The organism is Geosporobacter ferrireducens (genome assembly GCF_001750685.1).
Classification (GTDB): Bacteria; Bacillota; Clostridia; order Peptostreptococcales; family Thermotaleaceae; genus Geosporobacter; species Geosporobacter ferrireducens.
On record NZ_CP017269.1, the window covers coordinates 3,892,548 to 3,914,001 of the forward strand.

Annotated in this window: 22 protein-coding genes and 1 pseudogene; 22 read left to right on the plus strand and 1 reads right to left on the minus strand. The window is 39.1% G+C overall.

Translation table 11 applies throughout. The features are described 5' to 3' along the window. Window positions 1-15 precede the first annotated feature (15 nt). The 19 genes and pseudogenes from Gferi_RS18295 (at window position 16) to Gferi_RS18385 (ending at window position 18,142) form a co-directional block, all read left to right on the plus strand. Entirely contained in the window at window positions 16-1,677 is a 1,662-nt protein-coding gene (locus Gferi_RS18295) for a propanediol/glycerol family dehydratase large subunit (protein WP_069979036.1), read from the plus strand. Window positions 1,678-1,704: 27 nt separating this feature from the next. After that, the gene (locus Gferi_RS18300; protein ID WP_069979038.1) at window positions 1,705-2,358 is read left to right on the plus strand and encodes a propanediol/glycerol family dehydratase medium subunit; all 654 of its coding nucleotides are present in this window, start codon (window positions 1,705-1,707) and stop codon (window positions 2,356-2,358) included. 14 nt (window positions 2,359-2,372) lie between these two features. Next, window positions 2,373-2,882 carry a diol dehydratase small subunit gene (locus Gferi_RS18305; RefSeq protein WP_069979040.1) on the plus strand — a complete coding sequence of 170 codons (510 nt, stop codon included), beginning with the start codon at window positions 2,373-2,375 and terminating at the stop codon, window positions 2,880-2,882. A gap of 33 nt (window positions 2,883-2,915) precedes the next feature. After that, window positions 2,916-4,748: a diol dehydratase reactivase subunit alpha gene (locus Gferi_RS18310; RefSeq protein ID WP_069979042.1), complete on the plus strand. Its 1,833-nt coding sequence runs from the start codon at window positions 2,916-2,918 to the stop codon at window positions 4,746-4,748. Beyond that, window positions 4,738-5,097 carry a glycerol dehydratase reactivase beta/small subunit family protein gene (locus Gferi_RS18315; protein WP_069979044.1) on the plus strand — a complete coding sequence of 120 codons (360 nt, stop codon included), beginning with the start codon at window positions 4,738-4,740 and terminating at the stop codon, window positions 5,095-5,097. The genes Gferi_RS18310 and Gferi_RS18315 overlap by 11 nt, the downstream gene beginning before the upstream one ends. A gap of 28 nt (window positions 5,098-5,125) precedes the next feature. Further along, the gene (locus Gferi_RS29510) at window positions 5,126-5,746 is read left to right on the plus strand and encodes a BMC domain-containing protein (RefSeq protein ID WP_069979046.1); all 621 of its coding nucleotides are present in this window, start codon (window positions 5,126-5,128) and stop codon (window positions 5,744-5,746) included. 34 nt (window positions 5,747-5,780) lie between these two features. Beyond that, complete coding sequence (gene pduL / locus Gferi_RS18325; RefSeq protein ID WP_330389384.1) at window positions 5,781-6,470, plus strand: phosphate propanoyltransferase; 690 nt, start codon at window positions 5,781-5,783, stop codon at window positions 6,468-6,470. Window positions 6,471-6,475: 5 nt separating this feature from the next. Continuing rightward, window positions 6,476-7,297 carry an ethanolamine utilization protein EutJ gene (gene eutJ / locus Gferi_RS18330; RefSeq protein ID WP_069979049.1) on the plus strand — a complete coding sequence of 274 codons (822 nt, stop codon included), beginning with the start codon at window positions 6,476-6,478 and terminating at the stop codon, window positions 7,295-7,297. Window positions 7,298-7,308: 11 nt separating this feature from the next. Further along, window positions 7,309-8,088, plus strand: a complete 780-nt coding sequence (locus tag Gferi_RS18335) for a flavoprotein (RefSeq protein WP_069979051.1) — start codon at window positions 7,309-7,311, stop codon at window positions 8,086-8,088. 17 nt (window positions 8,089-8,105) lie between these two features. After that, on the plus strand, window positions 8,106-8,375 hold the full coding sequence (locus tag Gferi_RS18340) for a EutN/CcmL family microcompartment protein (RefSeq protein WP_069979053.1): 270 nt from the start codon (window positions 8,106-8,108) through the stop codon (window positions 8,373-8,375). Window positions 8,376-8,388: 13 nt separating this feature from the next. Next, on the plus strand, window positions 8,389-9,378 hold the full coding sequence (locus tag Gferi_RS18345; protein WP_069979055.1) for a cob(I)yrinic acid a,c-diamide adenosyltransferase: 990 nt from the start codon (window positions 8,389-8,391) through the stop codon (window positions 9,376-9,378). Between the two features lie 2 nt (window positions 9,379-9,380). Then, on the plus strand, window positions 9,381-10,772 hold the full coding sequence (locus tag Gferi_RS18350) for an aldehyde dehydrogenase family protein (RefSeq protein ID WP_273227440.1): 1,392 nt from the start codon (window positions 9,381-9,383) through the stop codon (window positions 10,770-10,772). Between the two features lie 15 nt (window positions 10,773-10,787). Then, entirely contained in the window at window positions 10,788-12,119 is a 1,332-nt protein-coding gene (locus Gferi_RS18355) for a 4Fe-4S dicluster domain-containing protein (protein ID WP_069979057.1), read from the plus strand. A gap of 20 nt (window positions 12,120-12,139) precedes the next feature. Then, entirely contained in the window at window positions 12,140-13,009 is an 870-nt protein-coding gene (locus Gferi_RS18360) for a hypothetical protein (RefSeq protein ID WP_069979059.1), read from the plus strand. Between the two features lie 42 nt (window positions 13,010-13,051). Further along, window positions 13,052-13,600: a BMC domain-containing protein gene (locus Gferi_RS18365; RefSeq protein WP_069979061.1), complete on the plus strand. Its 549-nt coding sequence runs from the start codon at window positions 13,052-13,054 to the stop codon at window positions 13,598-13,600. A gap of 310 nt (window positions 13,601-13,910) precedes the next feature. Further along, the gene (locus Gferi_RS18370) at window positions 13,911-14,873 is read left to right on the plus strand and encodes a D-2-hydroxyacid dehydrogenase (protein ID WP_330389386.1); all 963 of its coding nucleotides are present in this window, start codon (window positions 13,911-13,913) and stop codon (window positions 14,871-14,873) included. A gap of 119 nt (window positions 14,874-14,992) precedes the next feature. Beyond that, window positions 14,993-15,511: pseudogene (locus Gferi_RS18375) on the plus strand (glycerate kinase); the annotation flags it as partial. A 341-nt stretch (window positions 15,512-15,852) separates the two neighbouring features. Further along, complete coding sequence (locus Gferi_RS18380) at window positions 15,853-17,100, plus strand: sensor histidine kinase (RefSeq protein WP_069979067.1); 1,248 nt, start codon at window positions 15,853-15,855, stop codon at window positions 17,098-17,100. A 16-nt stretch (window positions 17,101-17,116) separates the two neighbouring features. Beyond that, window positions 17,117-18,142 (plus strand): response regulator transcription factor, encoded by a 1,026-nt coding sequence (locus Gferi_RS18385; RefSeq protein WP_069979069.1) that lies wholly within the window; start codon window positions 17,117-17,119, stop codon window positions 18,140-18,142. A 64-nt stretch (window positions 18,143-18,206) separates the two neighbouring features. On the opposite strand, the gene Gferi_RS18390 is transcribed toward Gferi_RS18385, so the two are convergent. Then, on the minus strand, window positions 18,207-19,049 hold the full coding sequence (locus tag Gferi_RS18390; protein WP_169833016.1) for a patatin-like phospholipase family protein: 843 nt from the start codon (window positions 19,047-19,049) through the stop codon (window positions 18,207-18,209). 201 nt (window positions 19,050-19,250) lie between these two features. On the opposite strand from Gferi_RS18390, the gene Gferi_RS18395 reads away from it, so the two are divergent. The 3 genes from Gferi_RS18395 (at window position 19,251) to Gferi_RS29310 (ending at window position 21,445) form a co-directional block, all read left to right on the plus strand. Beyond that, on the plus strand, window positions 19,251-19,754 hold the full coding sequence (locus Gferi_RS18395; RefSeq protein WP_069979071.1) for a hypothetical protein: 504 nt from the start codon (window positions 19,251-19,253) through the stop codon (window positions 19,752-19,754). A 152-nt stretch (window positions 19,755-19,906) separates the two neighbouring features. Continuing rightward, window positions 19,907-20,845: a hypothetical protein gene (locus Gferi_RS18400; protein WP_069979073.1), complete on the plus strand. Its 939-nt coding sequence runs from the start codon at window positions 19,907-19,909 to the stop codon at window positions 20,843-20,845. A gap of 294 nt (window positions 20,846-21,139) precedes the next feature. Next, window positions 21,140-21,445: an iron-sulfur cluster biosynthesis family protein gene (locus Gferi_RS29310; RefSeq protein WP_334292681.1), complete on the plus strand. Its 306-nt coding sequence runs from the start codon at window positions 21,140-21,142 to the stop codon at window positions 21,443-21,445. Window positions 21,446-21,454 lie beyond the last annotated feature (9 nt).

Sequence of the window (21,454 nt, forward strand, 5' to 3'; positions counted from 1 at the left end):
AGGGAGGGAAAAAGGATGAAATCAAAACGCTTTCAAGTATTAGCAGAGCGTCCTGTAAATAAAGACGGTTTCGTTAAAGAATGGTCTGAAGTGGGTCTTATTGCCATGAACAGTCCTCAGGACCCAAAGCCAAGCATTAAAATTGTAAATGGAAAAGTTGTTGAACTAGACGGTAAAAAAAGAGAAAACTTCGATATGCTAGATAGCTTTATTGCAGATCATGCCATCAACCTATCACTAGCAGAAGAAGCAATGAATATTAATTCTCTAGAGTTTGCTAGAAAGCTTGTAGATATCAATATTCCTAGAGGCGAAATTGTTAAATATACTACGGCTATGACGCCTGCAAAAATCGTAGAGGTAGTAGGACACTTAAACGTATTGGAAATGATGATGGCAGCAACGAAGATGAGAACAAGAAGAATTCCATCTAATCAGTGCCACGTTACAAACGTAAAAGATAATCCTATACAAATCGCTGCTGACGCTGCAGAAGCTGCTGTAAGAGGATTTGATGAACAAGAAACAACAGTAGGGGTAGCAAGAATTGCACCATTTAACGCATTGGCGCTTATGGTAGGTGCACAGGTTGGAAGACCTGGAATCTTAACACAATGTGCGGTTGAAGAAGCTACAGAATTAATTCTTGGTATGAGAGGCCTTACCGCTTACGCTGAAACAGTTTCCGTATATGGTACAGAACAAGTATTCATAGATGGAGACGATACACCTTGGTCAAAATCCTTCCTAGCTTCTGCCTATGCATCTAGAGGATTAAAAATGAGATTTACTTCAGGAACAGGTTCAGAAGTACAAATGGGTTATGCAGAAGGAAAATCCATGCTTTACTTAGAAGCTCGTTGTCTTTATGTAACAAAGGGAGCAGGATCACAAGGAACACAAAATGGATCTGTAAGCTGCGTTGGCGTTCCAGCAGGTGTTCCAGGCGGTATTAGAGCAATCTTGGCAGAAAACCTAATTGCAATGATGCTTGACCTAGAGTGTGCATCCAGCAATGACCAAACCTTTACACATTCAGACCTAAGAAGAGTAGCAAGATCCCTAATGCAAATGATACCTGGAACTGACTTTATCTGTTCAGGATATAGCGCAACGCCAAACTATGACAACATGTTTGCTGGATCAAACTGGGATGCAGATGATTATGATGATTGGAATGTAATTCAAAGAGACTTAAAGATCGATGCAGGTCTAAGACCGGTAACAGAAGATGTAGTGGTAAAAGCAAGAAATAAAGCTGCAAAAGTAATTCAAGCTTTATTTGAAGAATTAGGACTTCCTACCGTTACAGATGAAGAAGTTGAAGCTGCTACTTATGCCCATGGTAGCAAAGACATGCCGGATAGAAATGTAGTAGAGGATCTTAAAGCTGCAGAAGAAATGATGACAAAAGGCGTAACCGGTATAGATATCGTAAAGGCTCTTTACAAGAGAGGCTACGAAGACGTAGCAAGCAGCGTACTTTCACTATTAAAGCAAAGAGTAGCTGGGGATTACCTGCATACTTCTGCAATCTTAGATAAGGACTTTAACGTAATTAGTGCTGTAAACGATCCGAACGCTTACCTCGGACCACAGACAGGTTATGTAATCAGCGAGGCAAGATGGGAAGAAATGAGTAATATTCCAAATGCCGTAAATCCGGAAGACTTTTAAGTTTGATAAAGGAAGGGGTGCAAGGTAATGAATTTAAATGAACAATTAATTCGTAGCGTGATTGAAGAGGTCCTTAAAGATTTCAATTTAGATACAGCTGCTCCAGCAAGTGTAAGCGTTCCTGAAAATGTCGAAGGTTTGACACTTACAGCAAAAGGAGAAGCATTAAAAGGTACAAAGAGTGATGAGGTAGTGATTGGTCTTGCTCCAGCTTTTGGAATACATCAAAATAGAACAATCATCGATATCCCCCATTATAAAGTGCTTAGAGAAATTATCGCGGGTATTGAAGAAGAGGGATTAAAAGCAAGAGTCGTAAGAATCACAAGAACTTCTGACGTAGCATTTGTTTCCCATGATGCTGCAAAATTAAGCGGTTCCGGTATTGGAATCGGCGTACAGTCTAAGGGAACAACTGTTATTCATCAGAAGGACTTATTCCCATTAGGAAATTTGGAGTTATTCTCACAAGCTCCATTGATTGACGAAGATACCTTTAGAGCCATTGGTAAGAACGCAGCAAAATATGCTAAAGGCGAGAGTCCAAAGCCAGTGCCGGTAAAAAATGATCAAATGGCACGTCCGAGATTCCAAGCAAAGGCGGCTCTATTACACATAAAAGAAACAGAACATGTTCAACAAGGTGCTAAGCCAGTTGAATTAGATGTTCAGTTCAAATAGTGGAGGTGAAATCAATGAATCAACAGCAATTAATTGAACAAATGGTAAAAGAAGTAATGGCTTCTTTAGGTGCTGCTGGTAAAAGCAATGAAGTGAAAAGCAGTTGTGCAGGTACTGTTTCAAAAGCAGATTATCCACTAGGAGAAAAGCGACCTGAGCTGTTAAAATCACCTACAGGTAAAAGCCTTAAAGAGATTACCTTAGATAAAGTTATTGATGGAAGCGTAAATTCCGCTGACGTTAGAATCTCTCCAGAAACCTTAGAACTGCAAGCACAAGTTGCTGAGTCTGTTGGAAGAGATGCATTTGCAAAAAACCTAAGAAGAGCTGCTGAATTGATTGCAGTTCCGGATGAGAGAATTCTTCAAATATACAATGCCTTAAGACCTTATCGTTCTACAAAGCAAGAGTTATTAGAGATCGCTGATGAATTAGGCAATAAGTATGGCGCTGCTGTAAATGCGGCATTCGTAAGAGAAGCAGCTGAAGTATATGAGAAAAGAAACAGATTAAGACAAGACTAATTCGGCACTGGTTAACACCCAGGAGGTAATAAAATGAAAATTGTTGCAGGCGTAGACATTGGAAATGCAACCACTGAGGTTGCATTGGCAAGAACTACTGATAAAAAAGAAGTGATATTCTTATCCAGTGGTATTGTCGAGACAACTGGAATAAAAGGTACAAGAAAAAATATTCACGGTGTCTTTGCCTCCCTGAAACAAGCGCTAGATAAAGCGAATCTGTCTTTAAAAGACATAGATCTCATTCGAATCAATGAGGCTGCTCCTGTGATTGGGGATGTGGCTATGGAGACGATAACGGAAACGATTATCACAGAGTCTACCATGATAGGTCACAATCCCTCAACCCCAGGGGGTCTAGGGTTAGGTATAGGCGTAACCGTAAATATCCAGAATGTAGAGCATATAAACAAGGAAGAACCCGTAATCATATTAATTCCAAAGGAAGTAGATTTTGCAAGTGCAGCAGCTGCCATTAATCAACTGATGGGTGCCGGGACAAAGATTACCGGTGCAATCGCACAACGAGATGATGGGGTACTGATTAATAATAGGCTGCAAAATCCTATTCCCATCGTAGATGAAGTCGCACTTCTCGAAAAGATACCTTTAGGGATGAAAGCGGCAATAGAAGTAGCATCTCCTGGCGGTGTTGTAGAAGTTTTATCCAATCCCTACGGAATTGCTACTGTTTTTGCTTTAAGCGCTGAAGAAACTAAGCAGATTGTCCCAATCGCAAGAGCATTAATTGGAAATCGATCTGCTGTAGTCATTAAAACCCCAAAAGGGGATGTTCAAGAAAGAAGAATTCCTGCAGGAAAAATCCATTTTATTGGTGAAAAACGGAGCAATCATGTAGATGTAGATGAAGGGGCCGTCAGAATGATGGAGATGCTTCAGGCGGTAGCCCCTATAGATGATGTGAGAGGGGAACCGGGCACCAATGCAGGTGGGATGTTAGAAAAGGTTCGGCAGGTAATGGCAAATCTGACTGGACAGCATCCACATACCATAAAAATTCAAGACCTATTGGCAGTAGATACCTTTGTACCCCAGATGGTAAAGGGAGGACTTGCACAGGAGTTTTCTCTTGAAAATGCTGTTGGAATCGCAGCGATGGTAAAAGCAGATCGACTACAAATGCAAATGATTGCGGATGAATTGGAAAAAGAACTATCAATCAAAGTAGAAGTTGGCGGTGTAGAAGCGGATATGGCTATTCGTGGTGCATTGACTACACCGGGAAGCAGTACGCCATTGGCAATCTTAGATATGGGTGCAGGTTCTACCGATGCGTCAATCATTAATAAAAACAACGAAATCTGTTCAATCCATCTAGCTGGTGCGGGAAATATGGTGACCATGCTGATTAATTCAGAGCTTGGATTAGAGGATTTGGATCTTGCAGAGGATATTAAGAAATATCCTCTGGCAAAAGTCGAAAGTCTATTCCATATACGTCATGAAGATGGAACTGTTCAATTCTTTCAAGAACCATTAGATCCCCATGTATTCGCTAAGATTGTAATTTTAAAAGAAGGTGCAATGATACCGATCCCAGGTCACAACTTCCTTGAAAAAATCAAGGTTGTACGAAGATCAGCCAAAGAAAAGGTATTTGTTACAAATGCATTAAGAGCCCTAAGACGAGTATGTCCTACGGGGAATATCAGGGATATCGAATTTGTAGTACTGGTAGGTGGTTCAGCACTGGATTTTGAAGTACCACAGTTGGTTACAGATGCCCTTTCACAATTTGGGGTTGTAGCCGGAAGAGCGAATATACGAGGTACAGAAGGTCCTAGAAATGCGGTGGCATCAGGATTAATACTGGCGATGGAAGAAGGGATCTACCATGGCAATTAATGCGAAAATCACTAAGCCACATATAAATGTCTTTTATCATAAAGGTTCTATTATAGCAGAGAGCTTTAATCATGTAATATGGGGCATTGAAGAAGAGGGAATCCCTTATGTTATTGAGGGAAAACAGGAGGAAACAGCGCTGGAACTAGCCTGCCTGGGGGCAGAGTCCTCCAATTTGGGTGTAGGGATCGGAATCGGCAAGGATGGCCTTCTTATCTTACACTACAATAAACTTCAGAAGGATCATCCACTCTTTAGGATCAAATTGAAGGATTCAGCAGAAACATTAAGAAAGATAGGCGCCAATGCTGCAAGATTGGTGAAAGGAATTCCCTTTAAGGCAATATAAAAAATGATTTTCAGAGGAGGTGTAGCACTTGTCAAGACTTGCTTTAGGACTTATAGAAACTGTTGGACTTGCGGCTGCTGTTGAAGCTGCAGATACCGCTGTAAAATCGGCAAATGTAGTTTTATTGGGATATGAACTTACAAAAGGCGATGGAATGGTTACCATAAAGCTTGCTGGTGATGTAGGCGCAGTAAAGGCTGCAGTAGAAGCAGGGGTTGCCGCTGCAAGCAAAGTCAGTACAGTGTATAGTAAGCAGATTATTCCAAGGCCTCATGAAGAGCTTGAGAAATTAATATATAGTAGTGAAACCGTTGGAATGGAGAAAGAAGAATCCACTGTTGAAACTGCAGCAAACGAGGAAACTGCTGATGAAACGGAAAAAAAAAAGCTAAGTGAAGCAGTAGACGTAGTGGAGGAAGAAAGCATTGCTACAAATGAACCGGTACAAGAAATAGTCGAAGAAGCTCCTATAATAGAAGAAGAAAATGAGGTTGGGGACGAAGAGGAAAAAAAAAAGGAGCAACTAAATAGTGCACCGGAAAAGCCTTCTAGGAAGGCAACTTGCAACCTATGTCATGATCCAGAATGTATTCGAAGAAAAGGAGATATAAGAAGTATTTGTCTCCATTATAGCAGCACGAAGAAATAATTTTACCCGAGATCGAGTCAGGGGAGCTCAATAGATGCAACACGTTGATGAAGATCACTTGGAAGGGAGCTTTACAATGAATAATATAGATCCGGCTCTAATCAAGAAGATTGTAGAGGAAATCTACAAAAGATTGGAATCGTGTAACGATGAAATACCTGTGGGTGTGTCCAATCGACACATTCATATCAGCAGAGAAGATTTAGATGTATTGTTTGGCAAGGGATATGAACTGACAAAATTAAATGATTTGAAGCAGCCAGGACAATATTCCGCAAAAGAAACGGTTAAAATCATAGGTCCAAAAGGAGAGTTTGATAAGGTCAGAATCCTAGGTCCTGTTAGAAATCAAACACAACTTGAACTTGCATTAACAGATGGCTTCAAACTAGGTGTAACTCCAGAAATCCGCGAATCAGGAAAATTGGATGGATCTGCCGGCATTATTATTGAAGGGCCCAAAGGTCGTGTTAAAAAAGACTATGGCGCTATTGCAGCCTTAAGACATATACACATGCCCCCATCTTTTGCTGAAGAACACGGCATAAAAGATAAAGATTTTGTAGACGTGGTTTGTGAAGGCATAAGAAAAACCATCTTTAGCAATGTATTGGTTAGAGTATCTGACCAATTTGTTTTAGAAATGCATGTTGACACAGATGAAGCAAATGCCAGCGGCTTGAAGACTGGAGACACAGTAAAAATCATTAAATCCAAGGAGTAAGGGATATGGATCTGACCGCAGCAAATGCTAAAATTACAGAATTTAATAGACTGATTGAAGAAAAAAGTTATAATTCCTATACAGGTCCCCTGAAGGTTGGGGTAGATCTTGGCACCGCAAATATTGTGCTATCCGTTGTAGATCAGGAAGGAAATCCCATTGCAGGAGCTACCTATGGTGCTTCTGTAGTAAAAGACGGATTGGTAGTAGATTATGTGGGTGCAGTTAGAATTGTAAGGGAATTAAAGACTGAGGTAGAAAAAATCCTTGGGATGACGCTTACAGAGGCAGCTACAGCTATTCCTCCAGGCACATTAGGCGGAAACGTAAAAGGAATCATCAATGTGGTTGAGTCTGCGGATATGAATGTAACCCATGTGGTAGATGAGCCTACAGCAGCGGCAACCTTTCTAGGCATTGAAGATGGTGCTGTTGTTGATGTGGGAGGAGGAACCACAGGGGTAAGTATCTTAAAGGGTGGCGAGGTTATTTACACTGCAGATGAAGCTACCGGTGGAACCCATATGAGTTTAGTGCTGGCAGGTTTTTATAAGACATCCTTTGAAGAAGCTGAAAGAATGAAGAAAAGAACAGAAGATCAACGCAATGTCTTTACAATTATAAAGCCGGTAGTAGAAAAAATGGCCGCTATTGTAAAAAAACATATAGCTGGCTATCCAGTGGATAAGATTTATGTGGTAGGCGGTGCCTGCTGTTTTGATGAGTTTGAGAGTGTGTTTGCAAAGGAAATCGGTATTGAGACATTAAAACCTTACAAACCGCTTTTGGTTACACCGCTGGGGATTGCGATGCACAGCACACGGTGAGGTGATTGAATTTGGATGTAAATTTTTTTATCAGCATGATCGTTGAAGAAGTTTTAAGACGCCTACAAAACCTTCCCAAAACTGCCTTAGTCATTTTTACTGGTGCGACGGAAGGCTTCGAGGAAGGACTTCATGAAGTAACAAAGCTAAGGAATGATGGATGGCAGATTAAGGTACTATTTTCTCAAGGAGCACAAAGAGCGCTAAAAGTAGAGTCTGTGAGAAAAGCTTTAGCGGTAGATGAGATTCACTTTGAAAACGAAATCAGTGATTTAGAGCAATATTATGGTCATGCAGATATGGTGGTATTACCTACCCTTACTCTAAATACTGCCGTCAAGACTTCTTTAGGGATTGCAGACACGACGGTTACAAGTATTTTGTCTCAAGGACTCCTACGTGGAATTCCGATCATTGCAGCAAAGAATGGTTGTGACCCCGTACATCTCTCTAGACAAAACAATGGTAGAAAAAAAGCCAATGCTGTTTATGTAGAAAAGATGACAGGTCATTTGGAAACATTGAAGTCTTATGGTATCCAATTGGTTGATGCTTCTAGGCTGTATGAAGTGATTGCTGACGAACCTGTTACCCATAAAAAAGATGAAAATTCTATATTTGAAGACATTGCTTATGATGTATCCCATAAAAAAGTTATTTCTCGAGCAGATGTCATTCAAGCTTGCGGTAGCAGTAAAACCCTGTTGGTATCAAGTGACGCGATTGTGACAGCTTTTGCAAAGGATGCAGCAAAGGATTTAGGCATAAGGATTGTATCCTCCAATAATTAACTAAAAGAGGTGTTTATATGTACTTGGCCAAAATAGTTGGGAATGTCATCGCTACTAGAAAAGATGAGGCACTGGTAGGTTCAAAAATTTTGATTGTTCAACCGATCAATGGAAAATATGAAGAAATAGGGAATACAGAAGTTGCAATTGATTCAGTAGGTGCTGGGGTAGGGGAAATTGTAATTGTCTCTAAAGGAAGCTCAGCAAGAATCGTTTCAGGTAAAGAAAATTCACCAGTAGATGCAGCGATCATAGGGATCGTAGATAGTATGGAAGTTAACGGGTAGAGGAAGTGATACGATGAGTGGTATTTATACCAAAGCCGGTGATTCTGGTGAGACAGGACTATTAGGTGGAAGCCGGATTTTAAAGGATGATATTAAAGTGTCCTGTTATGGTACCATTGATGAGGCCAATTCAATGATCGGTGTAGCCTATTCCATAACCTGCCATCAAGAGATAAAAGAAATTCTACGAGGGATTCAAAAAAAGCTATTCATTTTAGGTGCTGAGCTGGCTTCGGACCCTAAAGGGCGTAACAGTCTCCGTGAAAAGGTAAGTAAGGAAGATATACAGCAGCTAGAGTCTATCATTGATAAATATATAGAAATAAATGGACCCCTTAATGAGTTTTTAATACCGGGAGAGACTACTGGTTCTTCTCTGCTGCACGTAGCTAGAACGATTGTCAGAAGAGCAGAAAGGCAGACAGTAAGTCTAAATAGAACCGAGCCGGTACGGGAAGAGGTTTTAAAATATATGAATCGATTATCAGACACACTGTTTATGCTTGCACGAGAGGAAGCGCGGTGTGCCTTTGTTCAAGAGGTGAAGAACAGGGTGTTGGAGAAATTGAATCAAGGTCAGCATAAAACATGCTTAAATTTAGAGCTTGCGAAAAAAATGGCAGGTGCGGCAGAAAAAAAAGCTGCAGAAATTGGTGTCCCGATCGTATTCTCAGTTGTGGATGCCAGTGGAAATTTAGTGTTACTCCATAGAATGGATGACTCCCTGTTAGTTAGTATTGATATATCTATCAATAAGGCCTATACTGCTGCAGCCATCAGAATACCTACCCATGAAGTAAGTCCTCTGGTTCAGCCTGGTGCTGTACTTTATGGACTCCAATGGACCAATTCTAATAAAATTGTTACCTTTGGAGGAGGATATCCACTAAAAGAAAATCAACATATCTTAGGTGGAATCGGTGTCAGTGGAGGAACTGTTGAGGAGGATATGATCATTGCATCCCATGTCCTCAAGGTATTTGAACTGGAAAGGAGAGATTAAAGTTGATTGAAGCAAATCAAATAGAAATGATTGTTAAAAAAATATTAACTGAAATAACACTTAAAAACGAAGCGACAGATTCGGCATATGGGATATTTGATCATATGGAAGAAGCCATAGAAGCAGCTTGGATTGCGCAAAAAGAGCTTGTAAAATACAGCTTGGAATGCAGGGGGAAATTTATTGCAGCCATGCGCGCTGCGGCTCGAAAAAACATAGAGTTGTTTTCAAAAATGGCTGTAGAAGAAACAGGTATGGGAAGATATGAACACAAAGTAATGAAAAACACCGTTGCAATCGAAAAAACACCTGGCATTGAGGATTTAAAACCCGATGCAGTTTCCGGTGATCATGGTTTAACTGTGTTTGAATTGTCTCCCTATGGCGTAATTGGAGCGATAACCCCTACAACAAATCCTACAGAAACTGTAATCTGCAATGCTATTGGAATGATCGCAGCAGGAAATGCAGTCGTATTCGCGCCACATCCGCGGGCGAAAAATACTTCACGTAAAGCGATTGAAATATTAAACCAAGCAATTATTGAAGCCGGTGGTCCTGCAAATCTGATTACAGCGATTAAAGAGCCGACGATTGAAAGCGCAAACATTATGATGCAGCATAAAAAGATAAAGATGCTTGTAGCTACTGGGGGACCTGATGTTGTAAGAACAGTGCTTTCTAGTGGTAAAAAAGCCATAGGCGCAGGTGCAGGAAATCCTCCAGCTGTTGTAGATGAGACCGCAGATATTGAAAAAGCAGCGAAGGATATTATTGATGGCTGTAGCTTCGATAATAATCTACCTTGTGTTGCAGAAAAAGAAGTCATCGTAGTAGATTCAGTAGCAGATTATCTAATCTTTAATATGCAAAAACATAATGCATATCTTTTAAGCGACGAGAATCTAATCAAGAAGCTGGAAAAATTAGTTTTTAATGATAAAGGACATCTCAATAGAGATTTAGTAGGGAAAGATGCAGACTACATCTTGAGAAAAATTGGCGTGGATTGTGATCCATCGATCCGTGCTATTATAGTAGAAACAGACAAAAACCATGATTTCGTTCAAGAAGAGCTTATGATGCCTATATTGCCGATTGTACGCGTGAAAGATGTCAACGAGGCCATCGAATTGGCAGTTGAAGTAGAACATGGGTATAGACATACGGCAATTATACACTCTAAGAACATTGACAATTTAAGCAAAATGGCTAAGGAAATACAAACAACCATATTCGTAAAAAATGGTCCTTCCTATGCAGGAATTGGCGTTGGCGGTGAAGGCTATTCTACCTTTACAATCGCTGGCCCTACAGGAGAAGGGTTGACTACAGCAAAATCATTTACCCGATCAAGAAGATGTGTGCTTGTGGATGGATTCTCTATCAGATAGATTTGAGGTGAAAATATGGACAAAGATCTTGTAAGCATAGCTAGAGAAGCAGGGATTGTAGGTGCTGGAGGAGCAGGTTTTCCAACTCATGTGAAAATTAATGCGAAGGTTGAGTACATTCTTGTCAACGGAGCAGAATGTGAACCTTTGCTAAGAGTGGATCAGCAATTATTGGCAGCGAAGACCGATGAGATATTAAAAGCACTGAATCTGCTTGTCCAGAGCACATCTGCCCAAAAAGGAATCATCGCACTTAAAGGAAAATACAAGGATGCTGTAAAACAGCTGGAAGCTTCTGTAAATGCATATGAGAAGTTAGAGGTGTTTACCTTAGATAACTTCTATCCAGCAGGGGATGAACAGGTTACGGTTTATGAAGTCTTTAAACGGATTGTACCAGAAGGTGGTATTCCACTGGATGTGGGTGTAATCGTAATCAATGTTGAAACCCTGTTAAACCTATATCATGCATTGTCAGAAAAGCCAGTAGTAGAGAAGTATTTGACTGTCACTGGGGCTGTAAAAAGCCCTAAGACGATTAAGATTCCTATTGGTATTAGTATCAAAGAAGCGATTGCTTTAGCTGGAGGAGCAACTGTAGATACCTTTAAAGTCATTGACGGTGGACCTATGATGGGAAAAGTAATTAAAGATATCCATGGGCCCATTACGAAAACCACTAAGGGTTTGATCGTACTTCCAGAAGAACACCCGCTATTAAAGGCTAAGTCCAGAGATGTCCAAAGTATGCTCAGAAATGCCAGAACCGCATGTATGCATTGTTCCTTATGTACAGAAGTATGTCCTAGAAATTTACTAGGACATACGCTAAATCCTGACAGACTTATGCGGCTGGCAAGCTATAACAGTACCTGTAGCACTGAAACCAAAGCATCAGAAGCTTTCCTGTGCTGTGAATGTGGCCTCTGCGAGTATGCTTGTGTAATGGATTTACAACCTTGGAAGCTCAACAGCTTTTTAAAGGGTGAACTTGGCAAAGCAGGAGTCAAAAATCCAAATCATAAAAGACCGGAAAAAACGCATCCCTTCAGAGAATATAAAAAGTTTCCGGTAAAGAAGCTCGTATCTAGACTGGGTCTGCAGCATTATGATGTAGAGGCACCGCTGGATGAAGCTGTAAAAATAGAACCAGTATTCGTCAATATTCTTTTAAGACAGCATATCGGAGCACCATCGACACCTGTTGTAAACAAAGGAGATTCAGTAACAAAAGGTCAACTAATCGCTGATGTAGTAGATGGAAAGCTTGGTGCAAAGATTCATGCAAGCATCAATGGTGTTGTTGAAAGCCTGGATACGGATAAAATCGTAATTCGCCAGGTTTAAATAAAAAAGGAGGGATAAATATGAGTTTAGAGTTAATATTAGCTGCATTTGGTGGAGGGGTATTTGGTGCTACCATAGGAGCATTACAATCCTTTATTTTCACAGGTTTCTTAGTATTAGCAGGGGTGGCGGTAGCGGCCAGCGGTGGAACAGTAGATATTACAGGATTAGTAGCATTTGGTCCTATGTTTGGACCCCATATCGCATTTGGTGGTGGTGTTGCTGCAGCAGCCTTTGCAGGATTGAAGAAAAGAAATATTGGTGCCGGAAATGATATTGTAACACCTTTAAACAGCACGAAAGACATGAGTGTATTATTGGTTGGCGGTGTATTTGGAGTAATTGGTCTTTTATTAAATTATGTGTATGGCACAATCCTGGCAATACCGACAGATACTGTAGCGTTGTCCGTATTTTCTTCAGGATTGATCGCAAGATTGGCATTCGGTGCTACAGGCGTATTTGGAAAATTAAGCCCAGCTGGCAATGCTGCTGATGAGATTGCTGCTACTGGAGAAGCAAGTAAAAAAGTTTATTTAGACACAAAAAATCTTGCATTTAACATTGTGATGGCATTTGGATTAGGTTTGGTATTTTCAAAAGTAGTATTAGATATACAAAATCCTGTACTTGGATTTGGATTTAGTGCGGCATCTCTTATACTCGTATTGATTGGGTTAAAAGATTTCCCAACGACCCATCATATTACATTGGTTGCTGGGGTTGCAGCAATGCAGACAGGAAGTATATGGCTGGGGGCATTGTTTGCAGTGGTATCTGCAATTCTGTGTGAAGTGACAGGAAATCTATTTAATACTTATGGAGATACCCATATAGATCCGCCTGCCATGGCCATATTTATCAGTACATTTATAGTACTTCTTTTCTAATATAAGGATATAGCTAGCGCCGAAGAGAAAGTGGTGATTATATTGAAGAAAGCAATAGGACTATTAGAATTTAAAAGTATAGCAAAAGGTATGGAAGCAACAGATGAAATGCTGAAGGCTGCTGACGTGGAACTGATCTTAGCTACACCCATATGCCCGGGAAAGTATATTTCTATCGTTACTGGAAATGTTGGCGCAGTAAAAAATGCAGTTGAAGTTGGGAAAAGTGTTGGAGATATATTTACTGTGGATGAATACTTTATTCCTAATGTAAGCGAGAAAGTATTTCCTGCCATTACAGCTACTTCAAATCCCGAGAAGATTGCCTCATTGGGAATAATCGAAACGATTTCAGCAGTTACCTCCATTTTAGTAGGAGATATCGCTGTAAAAACTTCAAACGTAGAGCTTTTAGAAATAAGAATTGCACGAGGGTTAGGCGGTAAAGGCTTTACCATTATTACAGGAGAAGTCTCAGCAGTACAATCAGCAGTGAAAGCCTGTGAAAATAACTTAAAGGAAACCGGCGGAATTGTTAGCTCAGTCGTGATTGCTTCGCCAGCAAAGGATTTCATTGCTAAGCTGCTGTAAGTACAGCATTTATTGATTCGTAAAATAGCAGTAGATATAATTGTATGTACAAAAGAATGATAAGGGAGCAGCCTTGCTGGCATTGCAGGCTGCTCCCTTATCGTTTAAAGAAAGAAGCAGATATATCATCGTGCTTTCACTGGAATAATACCCGAAGTTTTTGCCTAGGATATGGGCAAGAAAATTTAACCGGCTTTTCTAATACAAGAAATATTTGCAGAAGAAATTGTCAAAGAGTATAATTATTTTGAACTATTGGTAATGGCGCCCTGCATCCTGTGGGCAAGAATTGAATGGAAAGGAACGTGCGATGATGAAAATCGTTGTTTTAGACGGATATACCTTGAATCCGGGAGATATAAGCTGGGAAGAACTGGGGAAATTGGGAGAGTTGGTCGTCTATGACAGAACGCCAGAGGAAGAAATTTTAGAAAGAATACAGGGAGCAGAAGTCGTTTTTGTCAACAAGGTACCCCTTCAAAAGGAAAACCTCAGTAAAGCACCGGCATTAAAGTTTATCGGTGTATTGGCTACAGGTTACAATATAGTGGATATAGAGGCTGCTAAAGAACTAGGGATTCTTGTGGCGAATATTCCTACCTATGGAACCATGGCTGTAGCACAATTTGTTTTTGGCCTATTGCTAGAAATCTGTCATCATGTAGGTGTACATAGCGAAGCAGTTAAAAAAGGTGCATGGACCCATTCTGCTGATTGGTGCTTTTGGAATTATCCACTGATTGAGTTGGACGGAAAAACCATGGGAATCATTGGATTTGGAAGAATTGGGCAAGCTACCGGTACCATCGCCCAGGCATTCGGGATGAAAGTATTAGCCCATGATGCGCATCCAAATAGAGACTTGGAGACAGATACGCTAAAATATGTAGAGTTAGATGAACTGTTGGCTAAATCTGATGTAATCAGTTTACACTGCCCCTTATTTGAAAGCACAATGGGAATCATCAATAAAGAAACCATTGCTAAAATGAAAGATGGAGTAATTATTATCAATACCTCTAGAGGGCCGCTGATTATGGAAGAGGATTTGGCAGAAGCATTAAACAATGGAAAGGTATATATGGCAGCAGTAGATGTAGTATCCGCAGAGCCGATCAAAGCAAATAATCCATTAATGACAGCTAAAAACTGTATCATTACACCCCACATTGCCTGGGCACCAAGAGAATCTAGAATACGTTTAATGGATATTGCCGTAGACAATTTAAAGGCATTCTTAGCAGGAGAGCCTGTTAACATTGTAAATCAATAACATGAATAAGGTGAATATGTAATACTAAAACAATAGCATTGACTATGGGAGTCAGTGAAGATATATGTGGTGACTCCCATATAGTATTTTGACATCAATAAAGTGATAGTAAGGTTTTTGGGCCACAAAAGGGAGCCACTGGTGAAATTGTTGAGAGACTTGATAAAGGCTTAAAGCATTTTTCATTTATCATTCAGAGACAATTAGGTAAAGAAATAGCGGATTTACCGGGAGCTGGAGCTGCTGGAGGTCTCGGCGGAGGATTAGTAGCTTTTTTGAACGGAAAATTGGAAAGTGGTGTTCAGATGGTCATAAACTCGAACAGGCTTGAAGAAAAAATTAGAAATGCAGATCTCGTCACTACAGGTGAAGGTAAAACTGACGAGCAGACAGTCTTCGGAAAAGTTCCATTTGGAGTAGCTCAAATTGCCAAACAGTACAATGTTCCGGTTGTTTGTCTATCCGGAGTTTTGACAGATGGTGCAGAGAAGCTCTATGATCATGGAATAACAGCACTTTTCAGTATTGTTAACAAAGATATGAGCCTTAAAGAAGCAATGGATAATACGTATGGATTAGTAAAAAATGCATCTGAGAATATTATACGTTTGTTTTCAGCAGCGAATATAAAGAAATAAAGGATAGTTTTGTAGCGGAATTGGAATGCTCTTCAGTATAGAAAATAGAAAGGTATTCAATGGTGGGCGGAGTTGCAGGGGCAGCTCCATTTTTCTTTTTCCCTATAATGAAAGGGAATCATAAAGGTTTGCATATAATAGAGATTTTGCATTTTATCATAAGAATATTTGTATAATTTTACTCAATATGATAAGATTTAATTATATCACTGAAGAAATATGGGGTAATATAGCCAATTTTAATATAATTAGTGGAAATTAAGGGAATAAAGAATAAATCTGTATAAAAATGATATTCAAACCGTTAATGAAAAATTACATTAATTATAGGGGGTATTTCCATGAAGGATCAATTCCTGTTAAGCGATTTTATAGATATGGATATATTGCAAGAAATCCAGGATAAATTTGCCCAATCGACAGGTATGGCAGCAGTAGTTGTGGACTATAAAGGAATCCCCATTACTAAGTACAGTAGTTTTTCAAAGTTTTGCCAACTGATTCGTGAAGATTCAAAATGCAGAGATGGCTGCTACCAGTGTGATGCACGAGGCGGACTAGAGGCAGCAAGGATTGCAAAACCTTATATTTATAGGTGTCATGCCGGTTTAGTAGATCTTTCTGTGCCGATTATTGTTGATGGACACTATAGAGGTGCCATTATGGCAGGGCAAACTAAAATTATCGAAGAAAATGATATCGAATTGGAAAACATCGTAAAACAAACTACCAGTTGGAAAGCAAATCCACAGATTGTTGAAGCCTATAATGAGATCACGCCGCAACCCTACGAGAAAGTTGAAGCAGCAGCCCACATGATGTTTGTAATTGCCAATTATATTGCAGAAAGAGGCAGTGTGAACATCATACAGGAAGAACTAAATAAAAAGAATTTAGCTTTAATGGAGGAAATGAAAGCAAGAACAGATCTTGAAAAAGCATTAAAGGATTCCGAGTTAAGGGCTTTGCAGTCTCAAGTGAATCCTCACTTTTTATTCAATGTTCTAAATACAATCGGTAGGTTGGCTTTAATAGAAGATGCGCAGAAGACACAGGAAATCGTTTTTGCCTTTGCGGAAATGTTGAGATATACACTAAAGAAAAATATGAACCAGTTAGTTGCCTTAGAAGAAGAAATCCTTCACATTGAAAGGTATTTGAAGATCCAATCCATAAGATTTGGAAGCAGATTAAAGTATGAGATGCATATCAATGAGGACATACGAAAGTATAGGATTCCATTTATGATTCTACAGCCTTTCGTTGAAAATGCCATTAATCATGGATTGGAGCCGAAACTAGGGCAAGGGCATATTAACATTACAGGATATGCTATAGAAGACAAGGTTATTATTAAAATTGCAGATAATGGAATAGGCATAATGGAAGAACGATTAGACGATATTTTCAATATGGAGAAAAATAATAATTACAGCAATGCATCTATAGCATCTACAGGAATTGGTATTCGTAATGCAAGAAAACGATTGATTCATTGCTTTGGGATTGCCTATGATATACAGATTACAAGCAAGCCAGGAACTGGAACAACAATCATCATATCTTTTCCTAAAACAATAGACATATAAGGAGAATGGATGACGAATGTGTAGAATCCTTTTAGTTGATGATGAGCATTTAGAAAGAAAAGCTTTAGAAATTATTATAAAAAGTGGAATAAGCCAAGCGTCTATTATAGGACAAGCAGAATCTGGAGATGAGGCAGTTAAGCTGTGCAATGAATTAAAACCAGATATGATTTTTATGGATATAAAAATCCCAGGTATCAATGGAATAGAGGCCAGTAAGATTATTAAAGAAAAATATCCTCAAACAATTATTTTTATTCTTACAGCCTATGATGAATTTGACTTTGCCCATAAGGCAGTTAAGATTGGCATTGATGACTATATACTAAAACCTGCCAAACCCGAGGAAATTATTTCGATTATAAAAAAGTATGAACATAAGGTGAAGCATAGAGAAAGCATTGTTGATGTCCAGAAACTAAGCAATAGTATTTTGTCACGAAAGTACAATGATGCAAAGACAATACTAAAAGAGGTTTTAGACAACATTGAAGAAAATCAAGATGAGAATGAGCGTGAGAGAATAAAGAAAGCAGCAGTGGTTGCGGATAAAATGATTGAAATGTCTACAAGCATGGGTTTAAAAAAAATACACCCACACAGCTATGATACAGCAAAAAAATTTTCACAGATTTATGAATTCAAAAAAGCTAGGATTGAACTTACAGAGATCCTAGACATAATCTTTGAAGAAATTGTTGATAAGAAGCTTTATGATCGAAATGACGAAATGAATGCCATTGTTAATTATGTAGAAAAAAATTATCAGAACAGGATTAGCCTTGAAGAAGTAGCTGATTATGTAAATTTAAATCCACAGTATTTGAGCAGGCTTGTAAAAAAGGAACTAGGTATAGGCTTTTCGAATTATGTCACGAATCTTAAGATCGAAAAGGCTAAAGAATTGCTTTTAGAAACGGACATGCCGGTGCTGAATATATCCTTAGAGCTATCTTACAATGAACCTAATTATTTCTGCAGGGTCTTTAAAAAAATCGTTGGAATGACCCCTATGGAGTATCGTGCAAGCAAATTACAATAATATGTAACGCCAACATAAATAAGATGGATAGGACTTAGGTGCTTTTTAGAAACATTTTTAAGTTCTACCCATCTTTTCTTTTTGAATGAATCTGATCCACGGCCATGAGACCTGCAATTAAACCACGGTTATAGGCAGTCTTAGCACATGAAAAATCAATAGGACTGCAATTTGTCATATCCACATGGATAGGGATATCCGCATGAATCATCTCCCTTGAAACACATTTTTGCTGCATGATGGAATAACTTTTCAAGATGACCTCTAGACTGTTCTTAGGTATCCAGTCATTTAAGACAGAGGATAGACTAACACCCACAACCAGATCTGCACCCATAGCCCTAACCATTTGGGTGGGGACGTTATTGACAATACCCCCATCAACTAGGGTTTTGTTGTCTATTTGAACAGGCTGGTAGACTCCGGGAATTGCTGTAGTCGCACGAAGGGCAGTTGAAAGCTTGCCACTTTTGAGAATAACCTCTTCGCCGCTAATCAAATCAGCAGCAACTGCCTGAAAGGGAATCTTCAAGTCAGAAAAAGAGAGATCGCCAATCAGTTTATGAATATATTGTTCCATGGGCTCGTTGGATAGCAAGCCTCGGAATAAAAGTGAGATCTTGGATATGTCTTTCCATTGAATTGTTAATGCAAGCTCTTCTAGCTGTGGGACTGTCATGCCTGCTGCGTACAGTGCGCCGATAAGGGCACCAATACTGGTTCCGCCAATAAAGGATATAGGAATGTGATTGTCTTCAAAAGCTTTTAGCACTCCAATATGAGAGATGCCCCATACAGCACCGCCACTAAGGGCTAATCCAATTTTTGGATTTTTAGAACTTTTTTTCCGAATTAAAGATGTATCCTTGATTCGAGAGATTAATGAGAGAGATTCAGATTTGAGCACAGTAGATTTCCCTCCTTTGCATATTTTTATTAAAATGGCCTTATTGCCAATACCGGTATAATATCATTATATGCAATATTTTAATTTTGCTTACAGGGACCCTTCCAGGTTTTTTCTGTACACCACTGTCATTATCAAAGCATACTATGAGTATAGGATATTAAAATTACTGAATACGGAAGGAAAGAATGGAGGGCCGATATGGAAAAAAACAATATCTTAATTCCTCTATTATTATTTATGTTACTAAATAGAGAGGGAATGGGCAAGCTTTCTTCCGATGAGATTTATAGAATGACAGCACTGTTAAAGTCTGTAAAACCTTACTTTAGCCAGCCGCATCGAGAAGCCTTGAGTAGAACGGAAAATGTGGTGGATATCGTCCACGGTCTGAGCAGATACGCTAATAATGAATACGTAAAAGAAGATGTATATATACAGACAGTACAGGAAAAAAATCCTATAAAACTACTGGAAACTGTGCGCCCTCACATGAGAGGAAAAAGTAGAGAAAATATTGATAAGGCATTAATATTAAATGACCGAATTAACCGTTTAAAAAATAGAACAGCTCATCCTCAGAAAATAATAGAAGACTTGGAGAGTATTACAGATATCATGGAAATTTTACAGCTAGAAAAAGGAAGAGAACTAAAGCAAGTTCTTTTCAAAGCAAAAAAAATGATAGAAATATTCAAAACATAACAAATAGAGTTTCTGCCTAGAGCAGGAACTTTATTTCTTTCTTTGTTATGCTAAAAATATGGGATATATTTTTAGCATAACAAAGAAAGAAATATTATATGCTATAATAGCTTTGTAAAGGGACAAAAAAGTAGTTCTGCGGGAGGGATAAAATGCTAAGACAGTTAAATGATGAGTTGATAGAGGTCAAGAAGAAGATGCTCGAAAGAGATCGGATGAAAAGACTATTAGAGAAGTCTTTGGAAGAATTGTCAGAGCTAAAAAAAAGAAGAGAACTACTATACGAAAGCTTGGAGAAAGAAAAAAAAGATCTTGATAGAATAGAGGGTTTATCTCTAACGAATTTAATACACTGCCTGCTGGGTGATAAAAAAAAATGTGTTGAAAAAGAAAGACAAGAGTTCTTATTGCAAAAACTAAAATATGATGAGGTAGATCATGCTATTGCCAATTTAAATGTCTATATTTTTGAGTTGGAAAACCATATCCACAGCATGGGATATTTGGACATGGATTATAAAAAAATCATCAACAGAAAGCTAGAACTGTTAAAAGAGGATAATAATTTTGCAGTAAAACTCATTGAGATTTCAGAAGAAAAATCACAGTTGGAAAATTTCAACAGGGAGTTAGAAGAAGCAGAAGCCGCTGGTGCTGAAGTAGTCCGCCTATTATATAGCGTAGAGGAATCACTGCAGGCTGCGAAAGGCTGGGGCACATGGGATCTCTTAGGAGGTGGTTTGATTGTGACCATGGCAAAGCACTCTAAGATTGACGATGCCAAAGCACAAATGAATGCTGTGCAATCAATGTTGCGAAAATTTCAGCGAGAGTTGATGGACATACGGGAATATATAGATTTCAACATAGAAATTGGAAGCTTTGCTACTTTTGCAGATTATTTCTTTGATGGATTAATCTTTGATTTTGTAGTTCAGCAAAAAATCGGTGAATCCTTAGAAACCGTTCAGGAAATGCTTGTACGCATAAACGACATTATCGGCAGGCTCCGTCAGAAGCTGCAGGAAACAAGAAAGAAGTTGGCTGAAAAGGAAAGAGAAAAGAATAAAATGATTGAAGAGGCACTGTAAAAAAAGGTGTCTCTTTTTTTAAGGCAGTTTATAAGGGTAGATTAATGTGACGGGCAATCCAGAGATTGCTCTATACATAAGGAATATGATCCTGTAGGGACGACCTCAGGTCGCCCCTACAGAAAGTCTAATTCACGATAGGTTTTAAGGGGTAGGGACGAACAGCGCTCGCCCATCTATGATATATTTACTTTCTAAAAAAATTACTATAAAGCATTGACATTTATAACAAAAAAGAATACTATAATACTAAGAATACCACCCCGAGGGGGAGGGGGAAGAAGGAGGATCTTTATGGAGATTCGTATCACTGAAAAGGCCGGAGAAATGCTTAAGAAGCAATTGGCAAAGGAGGCAGGAGAAAACACCTATATAAAAATATTTGTTAAAGGTTTTGGATGAGGTGGTCCCGTATTTGGGATTGCCTTGGAGAAGGCAAAAGAGGATACGCAGGATTCTTTTGAAGAAGTAAATGGACTTAAGTTCTTGGTAGATAAGGAATTATTACAACAATTCCAGGGATTTACAATAGATTATTCTGATGGATGGTTTAGCAAAGGGTTCCGTATTATACCAGGTATAGGAGGGGCGTCCTGTTAATATGCATGG